Below are 17,290 nucleotides of genomic sequence, written 5' to 3' on the forward strand. Positions count from 1 at the left end.
ATGGAAGCGACGGATTATTGTTTTTCATTTTTTCGTAAGCCCATCCAGAACATTGAGCCGTTAAGGGCAATAGGCATTGTGGATGTGTACCGATATGTGGTTGGCCATTATGCCCAACCACAAACGGAAACTCTGCGTTCAATGACTTCTCTTGCGGATGTCAAAAAATATAAGGCTTCTCACTTTGACTATTGCACTTTCTCCGGTCTTTTCCGCAAGCGGAATGAAAAGGAACTGATAATGCACTCAGGACTGATGTGTCTGGATTTTGACCATGTAGAGAATATGGATGAAGTGAAGCAACAGATTCTCAATCACGAATATTTTGATACGGAACTGCTGTTCACCAGCCCTTCAGGAAATGGATTGAAGTGGATTATACCTGTGGATTTGAAAGGATGGGAACATTCACGCTTTTTCAAGGCTGTTGCCAACTGCATCCGTGCTACCGGATTGCCAAAGGTGGATATGTCGGGGAGCGATGTGGCGCGCGCCTGTTTCCTGCCTTACGACCCACAAGCATATATTAACCCTAAATACAACGAGTATGTCAAAGAAAATATTTTCCGCCCAAGATTGGGAGAATGTCCCTTTTGAGAATAGTGTTCCAACATCTCCTAAATTACTTTCGGCTCCAAATTCCACCTCTAATAATAAAGAGGAAGAAATAGAACGTATCATTTGCGAAATAGAACAACGTGCCGTTGACATCGCACCTGAATACAAGGATTGGGTGGAATTGGGCTTTGCCTTGGTTGATGGATTCGGTGAAAACGGAAGAGAATATTACCATCGTATCAGCCGCTTCCATCCAGACTATCAAAGGGAAGAAGCAGACAAACAATATACCCGTTGCCTGCAAGCCAAAGGACAAGGCATAACAATCCGTTCGTTTTTTCATTTGGCTGGTCAGGCAGGTATTCCGCTAAGTTCGGTAGGGGAACAGGATTTATCCATTTTACCAAATAACCAAAATGGCAAAACGGGCAAATGGATAAAATCGGCAGATGAGCTTCCTGCATTTCCCGAATGTGTGTTCGAGCAACTGCCGCCTTTTTTATGTGAAGTTGTCGGTAACTCCATTTCGGAAGACGACCGCGATACCATTCTGATAGGAGCGATAGTATGTCTGTCGGTTTGCTTACATAATGTCTGTGGTGTGTATGACGAGCGTATTGTTTATCCCAATCTTTACTTGTTTGTCGTGGCTGATGCCGGAATGGGCAAAGGAGCGTTGACTTTATGCCGTGAGTTGGTGGCTCCCATTAACCGTAATCTGCATGAGCTTTCGCAACGAATGGAGCAGGAATACAAGGAAGCGATGAACACCTATATCAAAAGCAAGAAGTCGGACGGTGCAGCTATGCCGACCGAGCCGCCTATGCGTATGCTTATCATCCCGGCCAATAGCAGCGCAAGTTCCTTGTTGAAGATATTGGGCGACAATGACGGTGTCGGGCTGTTGTTCGAATCTGAAGGTGACACGTTAAGCCAGACATTGAAGTCGGATTACGGAAACTATTCCGATGTGCTGCGTAAGGCGTTCCACCATGAGCTGGTAAGTCTGAGCCGACGCAAGGACAGGGAGTATTGCGAAGTCAGCAATCCGAGGGTGTCTGTAGCGTTGGCCGGAACGCCTGAACAGGTAAGGCGGTTGATACCCGATGCGGAGAACGGACTGATGAGCCGATTCTGTTTTTACATCATCCGTTTTAAGCGTGGTATCAGAAATGTGTTTGCCACAAGCGATATTTCCCAATCCAAGAATACCATGTTCCGCATATTGGGCGACCGCTTCTGTCATCTGCATGAAGAGTTCGTGAATCATGGCAACTATTCATTTTCCCTTCCCTCTGCTTTGCAGGAACAGTTCATCGAATACCTTAGCCGGGTGAATGAAGAATGTTGTGACGAAGTGGACAACCGGATGCAGGGCATAGTCAGACGGATGGGACTGATTGCTTACCGCATCATGATGGTACTGACAGCTGTCCGCCATTTGGAGAACGTGTACAATGTGCAAGCGGATTCCAATGGCATTATCCAATTGGTTTGCCAAGAGTCCGACTATTTCGTTGCCATGAATATTTGTGATACATTGCTCTATCATGCTGTCTTTATCTATCGGAATCTGTCAGGAAATCAGAGCAAACAGACTTCTTCCGCTTTACAGGAAACAGGTGTTGCAGCACGGAGGAACACCCTTTATAATATATTGCCTGAAACTTTCACGAAGAAGGATTACGATGCGGCTGTTTTAGCTTTAGGTGAGAACGGCAGTACGGCTGCCAAGTGGATAGAAGCCTTCATCAGAAGTGGCAAATTGCGTCGGATTGAACAAGGTAAATATCGGAAGATTTTTTGAGTGGCCAGTTTGTGTTTTAGTGTCACTAAAACCTATGCGGCAAGCGGCACAACTACCCACTCAAAATATTCAAAAAATCAATATCAACAAGCAGTATGAATACAGAAAATAAAAAGCCCGGAGGTCGCCCGAAGCTGGCGCGTTACCAGAAGCGCACGAGATGTTTCCGCATCATGTTCAATGAGAGCGACTACATTTATATTCAGTCAAAGGCGGAACAAGCCGGACTGTCTGTCAATGAATTTTGCCATCAGGCGGCAATGGGTTGTGAGGTAACCCAACGTATCAGCCCGGAAATGGCTTCTGCCATCCGTGACTTATCCGGCATAGCCAATAATGTCAATCAGATTGCACATCAGATGCACATTCATGGGTTGGAAGTAGTCAAGCAACATTGTATTACCATCATCACAGAAATCAGCAGAATCATTTCACAGATAAAAAACGATAGTCATGATAGCGAACATTAAAACGAGAGTGGACTTCGGAGGCATCGTGAACTATGCCAATGATCAAAAGAACAAGAAGAAGAGTGCTACACTGTTGGCACATGAGGGTGTTTGCACTGTCAGTAATAAGACTATTGCGGACTCTTTCCAGATACAGGCATCCATGCGCCCGAAAGTGAAAAGTCCCGTCAAACACGTTTCTTTAGCCTTCTCACCGCAAGATGCGGCTCGTTTCCCCAACGATGAGAAAGGAGATGCGCTCATGGTGGAGATTGCCCGGAAATGGATGGAGCGGATGGGGATTCGCAACACGCAATATATCATAGCCCGACATTATGACACCCAGCATCCCCATTGCCATTTGGTGTTTAACCGGATAGACAATGACGGCAACCTCATTTCCGACAGTAACGAAAGAATACGCAGCACGAAAGTATGCCGTGCGCTGACGGAAGAATATGGCCTTTACCTTGCACCGAAGAACAGTAAGGCGAGAAATAAAAACAGGTTGCGGCCTCACCAACTACGGAAACTCAATCTCCGTTCCGCAACTTTGGATGCATTGGCAGAATCCCATTCATGGAAAGACTTTTTGTCTGCATTGAAAGTTCGGAATATAGACATCCGTTTTAACCGAAATCAAGCGTCAGATAAAGTGCATGGTATTTCTTTCAGCCAAGACGGTATCAGTTTGGCCGGTTCCACGCTTGACCGTGACTTGAGTTTTAACAGCCTTTGCACGACATTGGGTAACTTAACGGAGGAACTGTTACTTCAACCTCATCAAGCAATCACTTCCAGTGCTGCAGGAGGGACAAGCAACAGCCTTGGATGGCGTGATGAAAAAGACAAGAATATCCCAAAAAAGAATGAACCTTTTTATAAACCCTTTAAACGTAGAAGATAATGAAAGAAGATGTGATAGCTGCAAATCTCGCAAATTTGCGTCAAAGTGTGAATGAATTGAAAGAAACCGTCAATAACCTGAATGAGGCTTCCCAAAATCATACGCAGACTGCCCAATCAGCCGTTGACGAACAGACTATTTGCAATAGCGTTGAAAAAAGTTTCTATAACTGTTGGAACGATGTCTTGTCGATATTGAAAAAATCAGTGAGAAAAGAGCAACCGGACAGAATCCCTTTCTCTGTATGGATTCCCAAACTGATAGATTTGCTTAAACGGAAGTTCAGCCTGATAGATTATCTCTATGTTCATGTTTGCGATTATAACACGAATCGCTTGAAGATTGAAGCTAATACGGAGAGAATCCTTGAACGGCAGGATGAGATACTTGCCAGAGTCAATGAACTGAGGTGTCCGCTGACCATCATTCCGCCCAACGTCAACGGCCTGTTCTTGCGTGGTTATCACTTCAAACTTCGTTATGTGATAATTGTTGCCATTGCCATTCTTGCATGGGCAGTGGCAGCCTCACTCAGCAGCATGAAATATAAGGAGGAAGCATTCGCGTATTATTCGATGTATCGGGCGGTAAAGGAGCAACATCAGCATCTGATGGACATAACGGGTACTGAGGTGAAAAGAAGTACGGAATAAATAAATCTGGAAAATCTTATGGATGTTTTGTTTTTCCGTATGTAGGTTCGGGTTCTGCTGCCATAAGATTATTGTCGCTTTCTGGTATTTCGTATGTTTTGACTTTACGGTCTTCAAGGTAAATGTGATTTAAGGTGTATGCCAGTGATTCCAATGTCTGCATCCTGATTTTAGGCTTCAGCTGACATTCCCATATAGTGATGCAATGCCAACCCATAGCTGCGAGTTGGCATTGTTCCTTTTTATCACGTTCCTGATTCCGTTCAATTTTCTTTTGCCAAAAGTCAATGTTAGTCTTAGGCAGGCGAAAGTATTTGCAATTCTCATGACCATGCCAAAAACAGCCGTTCACAAAGATGACCGTGCGGTATTTACGCAGCACCAAATCTGGGTGACCGGGCAGACGTGGATGGTTGAGCCGATAGCGGAAGCCCCGACTAAAAAGGAATTTCCGCACCAGTATTTCAGGCTTGGTGTCCCTTCCACGTATTGCAGCCATGTTGCGATGGCGTTGTTCTTTGGTTAGTCTGTCCATTTATTCCATGAAATGCGATGTTAGATTTTGGCAATCACATATAAATGAATTGACAATCTCTTGTGAGTTAATGTAATTTTGTATTTACAATCCCAATTTTACGAAACTCTCGAATAATAGGAAATTATAATTGTACATTTTATTAGTTTATCATATAAATCTATCTATACAACCCTTTACTTTTTGTGGAAGATTCGCGAATTCTTGCGTTACTACAATTCCCCGTTCATCAATTGATTCAATATAATCTTTTAATAATTCTATATCTTCAAAGGACATACCATATCTTAGCATCCAAATGTATTTTGTATTATATGTGCCATATTTTATTAAATTAGCCATCTTTATTGCTCTGTCATCTGGGTAACGTTCATTGTATTTGATGAATGCTGCATAAAAAATATCAGATAAATAAAGCCCAATTAATTTATCAAGATAGTCATATGTATCGTAAGTTATAATGTCATAGTCTACATCTTTGGCTTTTAGTCCTCTGGGAAATAAGGAAATAGGGCTGCACAAATTATTATTAGGAAGTTCTGCATACTTTTGGGTGAATCTTGCCAATATTTGATCCGTTGATTGTCCAAGTCTATCTAACTTTGAACGTTCACTTTCACGGCTTAGGAAAGCATATCTTGAATGGCATATTGTGCTAAATGTACGTCCTTGTATTCTCCAGATCATAATATAAAAAGCTGTTGTTAGGATAGCTTTTTCTCCTAACTGCAATTCACGACCTAAATAATTCGAATAGAATTGATGAAAAGAATTAACAACTATTTTTCTATCTTCTTTAGATAGATTTATGTTACCTTTTTCATCTATATGATTGAAAAACTTATCAAGAATACATCTTAGTATTTCATTAAGAGCGTTATCAGATAGTTTTATGATTTGATTTTGTGTAAGATTGAATTGATCAGAGAAAGTCTCATGAAGAATTGCATCTTTAAAATCATTATAATCATCATCAAGCCTTTCATTATCATCTAATTGTGATTGCATGTTAAGCGTGATTGTCTGAGTAAGCAGCTTTCTGAGTTTGGCTACTTTTGTCGATGCAATTATCACTGTACCATAATCGATTTTGCGGTCTTTACTTGAACGGCCGGCACGGCCAATAAGATTTTTTACTGCTAAGTACTTTTGAGATTCGAGACGATCAATATAGACAATATCAAATGGCATATTAATACCTTGTTCAAGTGTGGATGTGGCAAAACATATTCTACAGAAATGTTTTCGCGTAAATTTTTCTACAAGCATTCTTGCTCTTAAAGGAAGGGAGCCATGATGAATAACAATACCGCGCTTCAGCAATGCAAGCATCTGCGAATAATAATTCATATAAGCAACTGTTCCACCACCTGTAAAATCACTCAGTTCCTCAATTATTTCAATAAGCTCTGGATCTTCTATTTCGGAACACAACATTATATACTTACTGAATGCATTAAGATAAGCATTTGTGATGATGGAATTCTTTGAAACATAAAACAAAACACTACCATTATCTTTTATACATGATTCTATTGGATCATAATTACAAGCTACTTGCTTAACGCTAAAAACATTTGTATCACTTCCAAAATAGCTAAAACTACCATCAGGTTTTTCGCATACAAAAATCTGGCCAACGTTTCGTTGATCATATACTTTTGATATTGATTGTTCTGTAGGTAAGAGATTCTTAGAAATCTGAGCTTCTGGATTAGTTACAAATGGATGTGCGAATATTATTTTCGAATCTGGTAGTTCCCTATTGCACCGTCTAACAATTGCGTCAAAATACAAGCCTCTTTTCCCTTTTTCATCCGTAAGTTGTGCTTCGTCAAAAAGGATAACATCAATAGAGAATTGATCCTTAAGCCTAAACAGATCCTTGCAGCGTTCTGGAGTAAGGACAAAGATACTTCTTCTGCATTTAGCAGTATTAATTTTGTCAACAAAAGTTAGGATGTTTATGGACTTATCATGGATTTCTTCACATAATCGGAGATAGTATTCATTGATTAAAGCTCTTGATGGCACAATAACTACAACATCTCGGTCGGAATTTTCAATTATAGAAAACAAAACATGTGATTTGCCCGTGCTAGTAGGTGCAGAAAAACTGAATATTCTTTTCTCTTCACTATTATTCAAGATACTTGTTTGGACAGGAGTATATGCCTTACCGAAATGTTCAGCAATACATTCCAAAAACATTTTCTGTATACATCCTTGCAACGATTTTGGTGTGATTATTTCTTTATAAAACAGTCCTAGATACAGATTGATATCATCAATATGTTGTTCTATCAAATCGGGATGGAATATTGAAATGTAAGATAGTATTTCATAGTCTGTTGATTTGACAGGTCCTATTTTATAGATTTTTGATAGTGTCCGTCCAAGCATATCTTCAGCGAAGTTTCTATTTTTTAACTCTTCAATTTTCATAAATCAACAGCAATTGCGATAAATAATGGATAGTGTGATAACATGCAATAGTTTTTGTGCCCAATAACTTTAGAAATAATGTAATTATCAGCCGCTCCATTTGTAGAAAATGCAGCAACGTATCCCTTAATGTTATTATTGGCATTGTTTAATGGCGTTTGAGAAGGCATGAATCGTTCTATTTCAAATAAATCCATCATGTCTTTACGCGCATCAATAAATTCCCCAATCTGATTAAGTGCAGAGTTGTAAGCAGTAGTGTTAGCTACATATTTGGCTTCTCCAAACATTAAAAGTATACCGTCCGAAGTTACTGTATGGAAATCAAATCCAGGATTTCCATCTTTTTTCTGTTTAAATAACTCTGCAATAGGCATATCCCAATAGTTATAATCTTCAACCAACGTTCTTCTAGATATTTCAGACACAAGTTTTTCCCCTGTGTCGCTATTGATTGTAGGATTAGCTCCATTGTTAAAATCTGATGCAATCTGCTGAATTGTTGGAGTAACTCTTGCTGTCACAGAAGTTTGCATCCAGTCACACTGTGCAAAAAAACGATTTATCCAACTATCATTAATTAATGATTGATAGACATTTTGAAGAGTCACAGTTTGGTCTGTAACTTGTACTCTAATATACAAGCCATTATTAGGTAACTGCTGATATGTAATTACATCGAAACCTCTTGGATTTTGCATATTATCAAGATTTTGAGGCTATAGTATCACTTTTTATGTGCTTCTATATCCTTTTCTTTTATTAAAATCTTTATTGGTAATAAGTGCGGTGAATAGCTGTCGCCACTCTTTGTGATAGGAGAGAAATCTAATTCACCAAATGCTGGAATGACATTCAATTCTGCGTTATAGACAAGATAGATGGATGCGCCTTTCTTGGTCGTTACCATATCTGTCATCTCATTTGCAGAAATAAGCCTCGGTCCCTTTCCGTCAACGAAGAATGCAGCATATTTGTTGCTCTTGTTGTGGATGATGAGATATTTTGCGGCCGTGAAACCTTCAACCAACTGCAATGTCGCACCGTTCATATTCAGCGCAATACCTAACTTGCCTGTCTGTTTCATCTTTGCCACCGCATTGTCGAAATGTACGCCCTCTTTGGTTACGCACAATGCCAAATCATTATCGGTAGGACTTACCGCAGTAACCGCAGCTGTCGCAGGTAGCACGTCTTCCGGATTTTGCCCTAAACGGCATGGCTCAACATAGAAGAACTCTGACAACATCGTCTTGATGGCTTCATTATTGCCTTCGGGATCTTTGTTGTCCAATGCAAGCGAATACGTCTTTTCGTCTTTGAATGGAGTATAGATCTTGCCTACAACTTCCTTGAAGTTGTGCTTGATAAACTCTTCTCCATTTACTCCGGGGCGTGCACGCATTGCGTAAAAGTCATAGTCCTTTTGTAGCCATTCTTGGATTTCTTTACGGAACTTATTACGCACTTTCTCTTTCCATTCCGCTTTTTGAGTAGCATTGTCACGGGCATATAATGACAGAACAAACAGGAAGTTTACATCATAGTGAAACAGCAGTAGCGTGTCGCGGTCGAACAGTCTGTTCTTAAACTGAAACTTTTTATGTCTTTTGTTCTCTCGGTCGGTTTCTTTTATTCCGTCATCAGAGTAATCAAGGTTTTCATTGAGTTTCGCTGAAATAAAGAAATTGGGAATGATGTTATATCCTTCCGTAACATCGTCGCGCAATTTTACGCCGGACGAAGTCTGTTCGCCATCATTGAATATGTCCAAGTTACATTGTATCACGTTTCGGGCATACGTGTATTGCTTGTAAACAGATTCCGAACCAAGCTCATGCCCCATCTTATAATACTTGCTGTCGCCAATATAATAAGTTTGTTTGGCTTCACTATCAATCAGACTTTGAGCCGTAAACAGATGGTCAACAATCTTGCCATCCTCTTGTTTCTTCTCCATGCCATCGGGCAATGGGTTGTCACCGACCAATTCATCAATAATAGCCTCAAACACGACATAGAAACTCTTCACTAACAGATATTCTCTTTTCTCTGTTGTGATATATACTTGCCGAGCTTCATCGAAAAACGCAAAGCAAAGTTGCCACAGTTGAAGTGCTTTATCTGAAAAATATTTGTACTTGATTTGTCTGAGCCGTGTCTTTCCAAAACCATTGAGATATGTTTCAAACCGTTGTCCCGTAATAAGTTGGTATTGGCAGCTTATTTGTTTGGGAAATCCATAAGCATCTCCGATATAATTCAATATGGAAAAGAAAATGATGAGCAGTTCCTCGTCAAAATTTATCTGGCGTTTTTTGTTTATAGGGTTCAAATAAATGGGTTGCCCGTCTTGGATTATGGCATTGGTCGTTCCGATGGTACGCATCCAATTTATTTTGTTTAAGCCGCTGTGCATATTCTTTACGATGGTAAAGAAAAAGTTTTGGTTGTCCTTATTGAATTGTATCAGCGAAAGAAGAATATCCAAATAAGTGTTGCTCAGCCTGCGCCTGCCGTTACCAACTTGCGCAATTTGTGAGTAGTAGACAATCTCCGTATCACTACGCTTGTCGTTTTTATAAACTACAATGGCGCGGTAAATCCATACAGCAAACTTATACAAGAAGTCACGTTCAACCGAATTTAGAGGATTATTCTCATCAAGATTTGCTATGTTTTCCGGTTTGTATTTGGCGAATACTAATTCTTTTCCGTCAACGTCTTTCAATAGGACTTTCGGAAGAATAAACACGCAATCCTTTAACAGGACATTGTAATAATATCCCACGTAGTGAATGGACACCTTTCCTTCCACGTTCTCCAATGCGTCAATGCCGTGAAGAATGTCTTTTACATCAGCTGCGTTATATTGATATTCTTCTATAAGTATGCGCATGACTTGCTAAATGGTAGTTTCAGTTATTGTAATGCCTAAATCTGCGCCATTAACAGCTTCTATAAATTCACTGACGGTATCACGCAAATTCTTGTTTTCCGGATGGTGTATCCATCCGTCTTTGTTCACCCACAATGAATTTCCGTCGGCACACTTTATCTCATAAGAGTAGTTAGCGTATCTTTGATCCATTTCATCACGCTCTTCCTTATTGCATACTATCCACGAACGCATTGAGCACTTCTTAAATGGCTTCCAGATGTCAACAACTTCTTGTGCCGACATTTCCGGATGTAACTTGACATATTCTTCAATAGCAGTATAAGGTATGGCGTTTGCCTTCGTGACATCTTTACCATTTACTTTGATAATGATTTTAGAATCAAGATCTTCATCCATGTTTTCCTGCTGAACAGATGCTTCTAAACCCAGGTTTTTCAAGAACAATTTCACCTTTTCCTCAACCACTTTTGAATTATTGCCTTCTGCCGTATAGAATTTGTCAAATGTAAGTTTGTTCCCATCTGCATCATTGAATACTTGGTCGCAGTAGTCATAGTCTTTAAAGACATCGTTCCAAAGGTAGAATATCACTTTACCCACGAATGTTTCAGCAGAGATTACTCCATCTTTAGCTTTACAGAAGAAATAGCCTAGCTTTTTGTCTTCAGAGTTTGTAGTCCTGCCAATCAAGTCATTTATTCTTTCAACAAACTGCCACCAATCGTAATGACTATCACCTATGTTAATAGTCCATCCCTTATTCGCATTGGAAATTGGAATATACGTCCAATCCCAACGACGCTTAAATGCACTATCAATCGGAAATAAGCTCTGGTCGCTGGTGTTCATCGTTGCCCAAACGTATAGATTGTTGGGCAACAACAGCAAGTCGCCATCCAACACTTCCTTTACCACGTCACGATCTTCATACATGGCATTGATGCTATGCTTTTGCGGAATATCCAACCCTTTGAAAGCTTTTTGAAGTTGCTTCTTCATATCTGCGTCGGCCTTGATTGGATATTCTGAGAAACCATCGCAATTACGGTCGAGCAACTGAAATAGGTCACCGAATATCTGTGCACAATTGCCTCGATTTATTTCTTCAATCACAAGAAACTGTTTTTCAGGCTCACGGTTTTCCGTACCTGCGTATTTTTTCCATGCGGCGATATAGGCTTGCAGGAAAGACTGGGCGACAAACTCGTATATTATTTTTGACTCCTTACGTTCGTTCCCATCTACATCTTCCACAGGTACTGCTTTTGTTCCTATGACCGTCATGACAGTTTCTTCAATCGTAGTTGGTTTGTAAGCCCCTACGAAAGATGAATAATCTGTATCTGGATGAAACGTTGTACGGATTACGTCTTCATTTCTTGTCACTTCCTTTATTGTGTGGGATTTTCCAGTACCTGGGGCACCATAAAAGATTTGTTGAAGATAAGTCTCCATAATAGGGGAGTCCTCAATACCACATGGAAGATCAATCGAAAAGTAGTTAAAGTAGTCTTCTGCTGACTCTATCGCAATTTTAGGATAAACTTCTGGCATAGAGCAATCTGACAAATGCTGATTTACAGACATTGCATCATCATTAATAATCAAATCCGTAAAATTGTTAAGATAGACTCTAATCTTATCTGTATTGTTCAACTCAATACCAAACATTTGAGTACAAGCTTTAGAATAAGAACTCTCACCTAACTTTACTTCATTTTTCAAAAAAGCATAGATATTGGTTGCTCGATTTCCAGAACCATTAAGACTTGGAGTATAGATGTTTGGAACAAAATACAACTTTGCCCAATTTTCCACATATCGCAATATCTCTGAGCAAGATACTTTTCGTGTAAATCTAGGAATACACATTCCATCCTTCTCTTGATAAAGAGCCAATTGCCTAGCTATTTGAGAATGAGTCTGAGTCCAACCTTTTAGCTTGCTCTCTGTGATTCTATGGAATTCTGCCTTTTTCATAGGCACTAAAGGCATTGCATTGACAAATGACAATACCGTTTCAAAAGTGAGGTTTTTACCTCTACAAATTGGTGAAGCTTCAGCCATAATACAATTGTTACTTTACAGAAAAATCCAAGTAATATATACCTTCTCCTATCAAAGAGATATCAATACTGGTACGACCATATCTTAGCAAATCGCTCTTGGTTATCGTATGATTCAAATCCACGCCTAATCTCTTACGGAGATATTTTCCCAATATTGATTTACTAGGACTCGTACTTAGTTGCTTTGGATAAACCAACCCATTGACTGTTTTAGTTTGCTGTCCTTCCAGTAATCCGATCATCTTCTCTCCATCATCCCAAATCAACTCCACTTCATCATTTTCGCGATTCTTCTTTCCTTTCGACAGTGGATTATCCACACCTACATACTTCTTGGGAGGGAACAAAGATGGAAACAGCTTGATATAGTTGGACGTGATACGTATATAAGCATCACCTTCGGACACATGTCCTTTACTAAGTCCCCAATTAAGGCCAGATTTCTTGCTAACTTGCCCATTTCTATCCAACAAAGTAGCCCTACATACATTCTTTGCCAAAAGAGGTTGCACCAATTTGCTATGACCAGAAGCCTTAAAAACCTTTTTAAATTTAACCTCTACATTATTACAGCTTATCGCTTTTGAAAGAACATAATCACAATATTCTTTCAATATATCATAAGTGTCTAGCTCTACATCAGAAAGGACTTCCTTATAATCATTCATCATCCCACTAATGGAGAAATTAGCAGAACCGACCAAAGCCTTTTCTATCTTGGCGTCGTAATTCCACATATAAATCTTTGAATGAACAGGAATCGTTGAATACAATATAGTAATATTGGAATATTGTCTTTGAACTTCCATGAGTGCCTGATGCAATGGCAGTGAAATACGTTCACTACCATACATTCCATATACCACTGTTATTCGAACATCACAGCATTGCTCACACAACATCTTTATTGTTTGATACCCAACATAGCCAGACACTATTACAATGTTATTTGAAGATGTGGTATTATGCTGCATCTCCAAAACAGTCTTGTCTAAATCTTTATAGTATAACATATCGACAATATTTTTCAATTAACTTATATAATGCCTCAGCCACAATTTGGGCAAACTTAACGGGAACAGCATTACCTATCATTTTATATTGAGCCATGTTTGCTCCAAGAAACTCAAAATCATCAGGAAACGTCTGCAATCTAGCAGCCTCTCTCACAGTAATGCTTCGAGCCTGTTCTGGGTCTGGATGAATATGCCTCATTCCGTCCTTGTAAAGATGAGCTGGTATAGTATTGCTCGGCTCATCATTTCTTAATACATAATATTTATGTATGTTACTTTTCTTACCTGTTACCTTGGTATAGAGTTCTTTTAATTTCTCGATACTCACATACTCTTTTCGACCAGATTGTATATCCTCCTCCAACAACCGAAAAACAGAAATATCCCTAGCACTATGGAAGCGAGGAACATGATTTTTCACCAATTCTGAACTTATTGGAGAGTGCGAATACTTCTTACCGTTTAGTACTATTGGTTTTGGCAACGGATAAATCTTTGGCAAATCTCCTATAGCATCAAATACTGTGCGCTGTTTTTGGCGCAATGAAGGCATTACTACATTATAAAAATCATGAATCATATTGTCAGAAACACATTTGTCTACATCAAAACAATCCATCCTTATGCCAATTATGATGACCCGCTTACGATGTTGAGGTACGCCAAAGTCACAAACCTCAAACAATGTGTCTCTAAAGTTTTCTGCAACTTTATACCCTGCATCCATAAATTCCTTGCGAATCCGGTTCTCTATCGGGTAACCATCTGGAGCAGCACTCAGTAATCCAACAACATTCTCAAAAACGAAAAACTTCGGCTTGAAATACTTAACAATCCGCATATAACTTTCAAATAAGTAATTGCGATAATCTTTTTTCATACCATATTCATCGCGAATACGCCCCGCCAAAGAATAAGCTTGACATGGAGGACCACCTACAATCACATCTACAGTTTGATTGCCTATCAGTTTTGCTAATCCCTCATGTTTGCCATATTCCTCATCATCAAACCCATTAATTAATTCATCAGTCCGTTGAATGTCAAACCTGATGACTTCATTATTAGCATTTGCATGATGCCATTTCTGTTCCAAACGATTAGCCAATGTCAAGCAAGGTGCTTTTTCCCATTCCACGCAAGCGAGTGTATCATAATAACCCTGTTGCAAAAAACCTTCCAACAGACCACCGCAACCAGCAAACAATTCTATGGTATGTAACTTCTTTTTCATTTCAAATACTTCAATATCTGTTTTGCCAAAGCATATGCCAACAATACAGGAACTGCATTCCCAACTTGTCGGTTTTGTTGGGTCTTATTTCCTGTAAATACGAAATCATCAGGAAAAGACTGCAATCTTGCACTTTCTCTTACAGTAGGACAACGATTCCATTTATAATGAAAATTATTTCTATGCCCTGTATCTATTGTACGAGAAGGTTTATTGCTAGCATAACGAGTCCATGCCATATGGAAATTTCTGCTTGTTCCTACTCCTTCTGGCAAATCCTTATAATTTCCACCATCAGGAACCTGCGCGATAACTTGCTTTACGAAGTCCTTATGATTTACAGCTACATGGTTATACAACACATTACAATCACCTCTCATTTGCTTTTGAAAAGCAGTTTGCGGCTCGCTTGAATACGAAGCAACTTCAGTTCCAAGTTCATCTACAAGAGAGGGCAAATCACCTATTGCCTGCTTACAGGTAATGTAATCTTTTTCTTCCAAAATTGGAGTTGGAAATTCATATTTCACAGGTGACTGTTTTAAGCCAACAAACACCAAACGCTTACGGATTTGTGGCACGCCATAATCTGCAGCACAAACGATCTTGCAATTCACATTGTACCCCATCTCGGTAAATCTCTTTATGATTTCATCCTTCACCGCCCCCTTATACAAATTGGCCATTCCGGGTACATTTTCAATAAGGAAAGCCTGTGGTTGATAACGGCGAACTGATTCTATCATTGCCAAATAGAGCTTGTTGCGTTTATCCTCAAAGTTTCTCGGTCCTGTAAGGCTAAATCCTTGGCAAGGAGGTCCACCGATTATTACATCTATATTTCTTCCATTTACAACGTTATCTATTTTATTGAATGAGTCTGATGCAGCCAAATCTAAATTTAACCCCACTGCACATTCATGATTTTTTTCAAAAGTATTAAGCGCAGATTGTTCTATATCAACACCTAACAATGTCCTGTAGCCTGCTTTTTCAAAACCTTTAGACAAGCCACCACAACCACAAAATAAATCTATTATATTATATGTTTTTTTTGTCATTCTTTAGTCGTTCTTTATAGACTGAAAAATTTCTTGTATTCCACTATTCTCAACTGTTTCTAAATCCTGCCATTTTGTTGGTGTCAATAAAATGGTTTTGCCAAGTTTATGCCCAACATGGATATAGGCATTCTGCGAGAACAATGCCTGTATTTTTTTCATTCTGTTTCGTGCTTAAATTCTTCAAACCTTACTAAGTCGGTCAGTTCAACATCTAATATTTTAGCAATCTGCATCAGACTTCCCAAATCTGGCTGACTTGTATTTGTACACCATTTAGAAACGGTAGATGGGGTGACATTCAATTGCTCTGAAAGCCACTTATTTGTCCGTTTCTTTTCAGCCAAGATAACTTTGATTCTATTTAAGTCGTCCATATAATCTAATTTTTTGGTGCAAAAGTAGTGATTTTAATTCACTTAATCGCGTGATGTAGATATTTATTATGTTTGTTTATTACAATTCAGATTTCTAAGACGATTATTTTGAGGCATCCTTTTCTTTCTCCCTTCTTTCCTTAACCTTATCCAATCCCGGCATCTTCTTTGATACCGAAGCCTCACCAGCAGGGAAGTACGATTTAAAAACCTGACATAAGAAACTCACAATGTCGCTGCGCTTCTTGCCCATGTTGGAGAAAGCGGAGTAAACGTAATACATGAGTTCTTGCTGACTGCACATTTCGTTTTGTACTGTGATTGAGGGCGGAAGAATCAAGTCATGTTCTGCAAATGCGTAGGCACTGGCAAGAATCGCCTTTTGCTCCTCTTCACTGAACATCTTGATTTTCCCGGCAAACCATTCAAGTTCGCCTTTTTGGAGTGCCTGTTGCTGCTTGCTTTGACGTTCCATCAGAATGGATACTTTCTCTTTTTCAGTAAGGGCTTCTTCAAGCATGCGGTTCTTACGCTTTAGGACATTGTACTTTTCCATACAAGCGATGGCAATGCAGAGATAACCTACGGTTACGGTAAGCACCAATACTGCATGAAATCGGAACTTGGACGGAAAATCCGGCAAAGCATCAATATAGTCGCAGACGACAAGAGCAACTACGAGCATAAGCGCAGCTCCGACATACATCGTCCGGACTTTGACTTTTTGGCTCGCAGGAGAAACGCCCATAAGCAAGGCTATTGCCAAAGCTGCAACCAATAAGATGGAAACCAAGATAAAGATTGTCATGTGTCACGCCCTCCCTGTCATGGTTTTACGATGATGCGCCAATAGCCTGCCTTGTCAGAACCTTCATGGACGAGAATGCCTCTCTCACGCAACTCTTTGATGTTCTTTTCAACTGCCCGCTTGGACACGCCAATTTTTACAGACATTGCTTCTGCTGTTATAGAAGGGTCGGAAATAACTAAGTCTATTATTTTTTGCCCTGTCCTGCTAACTCTTTTAGATGCATCCTCTCCTTTTACGCCGAACCTTTTCTCCGAACCTTTTTCGTTTACACCGAACCTTTCAGCATTTACACCGAACCTTTTCTCCGAACTTTTTTCGTTTACACCGAACCTTTCAGCATTTACACCGAACTTTCGGTTTATCCGCAGTTCTGTTGGATAAAGATAAGCTGCTGATATTCAAGTATTTGTATTATCTTGTATGCTCATAAGTCCCTGATAATCAGTACCTGTATATTGATTAAATT

At 39.5% G+C, this 17,290-nt stretch carries 17 protein-coding genes; 5 read left to right on the forward strand and 12 right to left on the reverse strand.

The features are described from left to right. From H6A34_RS07255 to H6A34_RS07275, 5 genes are all read left to right on the forward strand, one after another. A complete protein-coding gene (locus tag H6A34_RS07255; RefSeq protein WP_205104501.1) occupies positions 1-597 on the forward strand; it encodes a BT4734/BF3469 family protein in 597 nt (198 codons plus the stop codon). After that, positions 548-2,365 carry a DUF3987 domain-containing protein gene (locus H6A34_RS07260; protein WP_205104503.1) on the forward strand — a complete coding sequence of 606 codons (1,818 nt, stop codon included), beginning with the start codon at positions 548-550 and terminating at the stop codon, positions 2,363-2,365. The genes H6A34_RS07255 and H6A34_RS07260 overlap by 50 nt, the downstream gene beginning before the upstream one ends. A 95-nt stretch (positions 2,366-2,460) precedes the next feature. Further along, on the forward strand, positions 2,461-2,835 hold the full coding sequence (locus H6A34_RS07265) for a MobC family plasmid mobilization relaxosome protein (protein WP_205104505.1): 375 nt from the start codon (positions 2,461-2,463) through the stop codon (positions 2,833-2,835). Then, positions 2,819-3,721, forward strand: coding sequence for a relaxase/mobilization nuclease domain-containing protein (locus H6A34_RS07270; RefSeq protein ID WP_205104507.1), 903 nt, complete (start codon positions 2,819-2,821; stop codon positions 3,719-3,721). The genes H6A34_RS07265 and H6A34_RS07270 overlap by 17 nt, the downstream gene beginning before the upstream one ends. Then, on the forward strand, positions 3,721-4,374 hold the full coding sequence (locus H6A34_RS07275; protein WP_205104509.1) for a hypothetical protein: 654 nt from the start codon (positions 3,721-3,723) through the stop codon (positions 4,372-4,374). Before H6A34_RS07270 ends, H6A34_RS07275 begins: the two co-directional genes overlap by 1 nt. Positions 4,375-4,390: 16 nt before the next feature. On the opposite strand, the gene H6A34_RS07280 is transcribed toward H6A34_RS07275, so the two are convergent. The 12 genes from H6A34_RS07280 to H6A34_RS15190 form a co-directional block, all read right to left on the reverse strand. Further along, positions 4,391-4,909 (reverse strand): very short patch repair endonuclease, encoded by a 519-nt coding sequence (locus tag H6A34_RS07280; RefSeq protein ID WP_204471108.1) that lies wholly within the window; start codon positions 4,907-4,909, stop codon positions 4,391-4,393. A 150-nt stretch (positions 4,910-5,059) separates the two neighbouring features. Then, positions 5,060-7,354: a DEAD/DEAH box helicase gene (locus H6A34_RS07285; protein ID WP_205104510.1), complete on the reverse strand. Its 2,295-nt coding sequence runs from the start codon at positions 7,352-7,354 to the stop codon at positions 5,060-5,062. Continuing rightward, entirely contained in the window at positions 7,351-8,055 is a 705-nt protein-coding gene (locus tag H6A34_RS07290; RefSeq protein ID WP_204471099.1) for a hypothetical protein, read from the reverse strand. The genes H6A34_RS07285 and H6A34_RS07290 overlap by 4 nt, the downstream gene beginning before the upstream one ends. A 26-nt stretch (positions 8,056-8,081) precedes the next feature. Next, positions 8,082-10,253, reverse strand: coding sequence for a restriction endonuclease (locus H6A34_RS07295; RefSeq protein ID WP_205104512.1), 2,172 nt, complete (start codon positions 10,251-10,253; stop codon positions 8,082-8,084). A 6-nt stretch (positions 10,254-10,259) separates the two neighbouring features. Continuing rightward, the gene (locus tag H6A34_RS07300) at positions 10,260-12,323 is read right to left on the reverse strand and encodes an AAA family ATPase (RefSeq protein WP_239480797.1); all 2,064 of its coding nucleotides are present in this window, start codon (positions 12,321-12,323) and stop codon (positions 10,260-10,262) included. A gap of 10 nt (positions 12,324-12,333) precedes the next feature. Then, positions 12,334-13,338, reverse strand: coding sequence for a restriction endonuclease PLD domain-containing protein (locus H6A34_RS07305; protein ID WP_205104514.1), 1,005 nt, complete (start codon positions 13,336-13,338; stop codon positions 12,334-12,336). Continuing rightward, positions 13,325-14,575, reverse strand: a complete 1,251-nt coding sequence (locus H6A34_RS07310) for a DNA cytosine methyltransferase (RefSeq protein ID WP_205104516.1) — start codon at positions 14,573-14,575, stop codon at positions 13,325-13,327. The genes H6A34_RS07305 and H6A34_RS07310 overlap by 14 nt, the downstream gene beginning before the upstream one ends. Beyond that, positions 14,572-15,636 carry a DNA cytosine methyltransferase gene (locus tag H6A34_RS07315; protein WP_205104518.1) on the reverse strand — a complete coding sequence of 355 codons (1,065 nt, stop codon included), beginning with the start codon at positions 15,634-15,636 and terminating at the stop codon, positions 14,572-14,574. The genes H6A34_RS07310 and H6A34_RS07315 overlap by 4 nt, the downstream gene beginning before the upstream one ends. A 3-nt stretch (positions 15,637-15,639) precedes the next feature. Then, entirely contained in the window at positions 15,640-15,798 is a 159-nt protein-coding gene (locus tag H6A34_RS07320; protein WP_205104519.1) for a hypothetical protein, read from the reverse strand. Continuing rightward, positions 15,795-16,013, reverse strand: coding sequence for a helix-turn-helix transcriptional regulator (locus tag H6A34_RS07325; RefSeq protein WP_205104520.1), 219 nt, complete (start codon positions 16,011-16,013; stop codon positions 15,795-15,797). Before H6A34_RS07325 ends, H6A34_RS07320 begins: the two co-directional genes overlap by 4 nt. 103 nt (positions 16,014-16,116) lie before the next feature. Next, a complete protein-coding gene (locus H6A34_RS07330; protein WP_205104521.1) occupies positions 16,117-16,821 on the reverse strand; it encodes a hypothetical protein in 705 nt (234 codons plus the stop codon). 17 nt (positions 16,822-16,838) lie between these two features. Then, complete coding sequence (locus H6A34_RS15190; protein ID WP_205104523.1) at positions 16,839-17,222, reverse strand: HTH domain-containing protein; 384 nt, start codon at positions 17,220-17,222, stop codon at positions 16,839-16,841. Between the last annotated feature and the right edge of the window lie 68 nt (positions 17,223-17,290).

This window comes from Marseilla massiliensis (assembly GCF_016899855.1).
Classification (GTDB): domain Bacteria; phylum Bacteroidota; class Bacteroidia; order Bacteroidales; family Bacteroidaceae; genus Prevotella.

Bases quoted from the DNA above. Each gene is read 5' to 3' on its own strand.
- H6A34_RS07255 (WP_205104501.1), top strand. From the start codon at position 1: ATGGAAGCGACGGATTATTGTTTTTCATTTTTTCGTAAGCCCATCCAG.
- H6A34_RS07260 (WP_205104503.1), top strand. From the start codon at position 548: ATGTCAAAGAAAATATTTTCCGCCCAAGATTGGGAGAATGTCCCTTTT.
- H6A34_RS07265 (WP_205104505.1), top strand. From the start codon at position 2,461: ATGAATACAGAAAATAAAAAGCCCGGAGGTCGCCCGAAGCTGGCGCGT.
- H6A34_RS07270 (WP_205104507.1), top strand. From the start codon at position 2,819: ATGATAGCGAACATTAAAACGAGAGTGGACTTCGGAGGCATCGTGAAC.
- H6A34_RS07275 (WP_205104509.1), top strand. From the start codon at position 3,721: ATGAAAGAAGATGTGATAGCTGCAAATCTCGCAAATTTGCGTCAAAGT.
- H6A34_RS07280 (WP_204471108.1), bottom strand. From the start codon at position 4,909: ATGGACAGACTAACCAAAGAACAACGCCATCGCAACATGGCTGCAATA.
- H6A34_RS07285 (WP_205104510.1), bottom strand. From the start codon at position 7,354: ATGAAAATTGAAGAGTTAAAAAATAGAAACTTCGCTGAAGATATGCTT.
- H6A34_RS07290 (WP_204471099.1), bottom strand. From the start codon at position 8,055: ATGCAAAATCCAAGAGGTTTCGATGTAATTACATATCAGCAGTTACCT.
- H6A34_RS07295 (WP_205104512.1), bottom strand. From the start codon at position 10,253: ATGCGCATACTTATAGAAGAATATCAATATAACGCAGCTGATGTAAAA.
- H6A34_RS07300 (WP_239480797.1), bottom strand. From the start codon at position 12,323: ATGGCTGAAGCTTCACCAATTTGTAGAGGTAAAAACCTCACTTTTGAA.
- H6A34_RS07305 (WP_205104514.1), bottom strand. From the start codon at position 13,338: ATGTTATACTATAAAGATTTAGACAAGACTGTTTTGGAGATGCAGCAT.
- H6A34_RS07310 (WP_205104516.1), bottom strand. From the start codon at position 14,575: ATGAAAAAGAAGTTACATACCATAGAATTGTTTGCTGGTTGCGGTGGT.
- H6A34_RS07315 (WP_205104518.1), bottom strand. From the start codon at position 15,636: ATGACAAAAAAAACATATAATATAATAGATTTATTTTGTGGTTGTGGT.
- H6A34_RS07320 (WP_205104519.1), bottom strand. From the start codon at position 15,798: ATGAAAAAAATACAGGCATTGTTCTCGCAGAATGCCTATATCCATGTT.
- H6A34_RS07325 (WP_205104520.1), bottom strand. From the start codon at position 16,013: ATGGACGACTTAAATAGAATCAAAGTTATCTTGGCTGAAAAGAAACGG.
- H6A34_RS07330 (WP_205104521.1), bottom strand. From the start codon at position 16,821: ATGACAATCTTTATCTTGGTTTCCATCTTATTGGTTGCAGCTTTGGCA.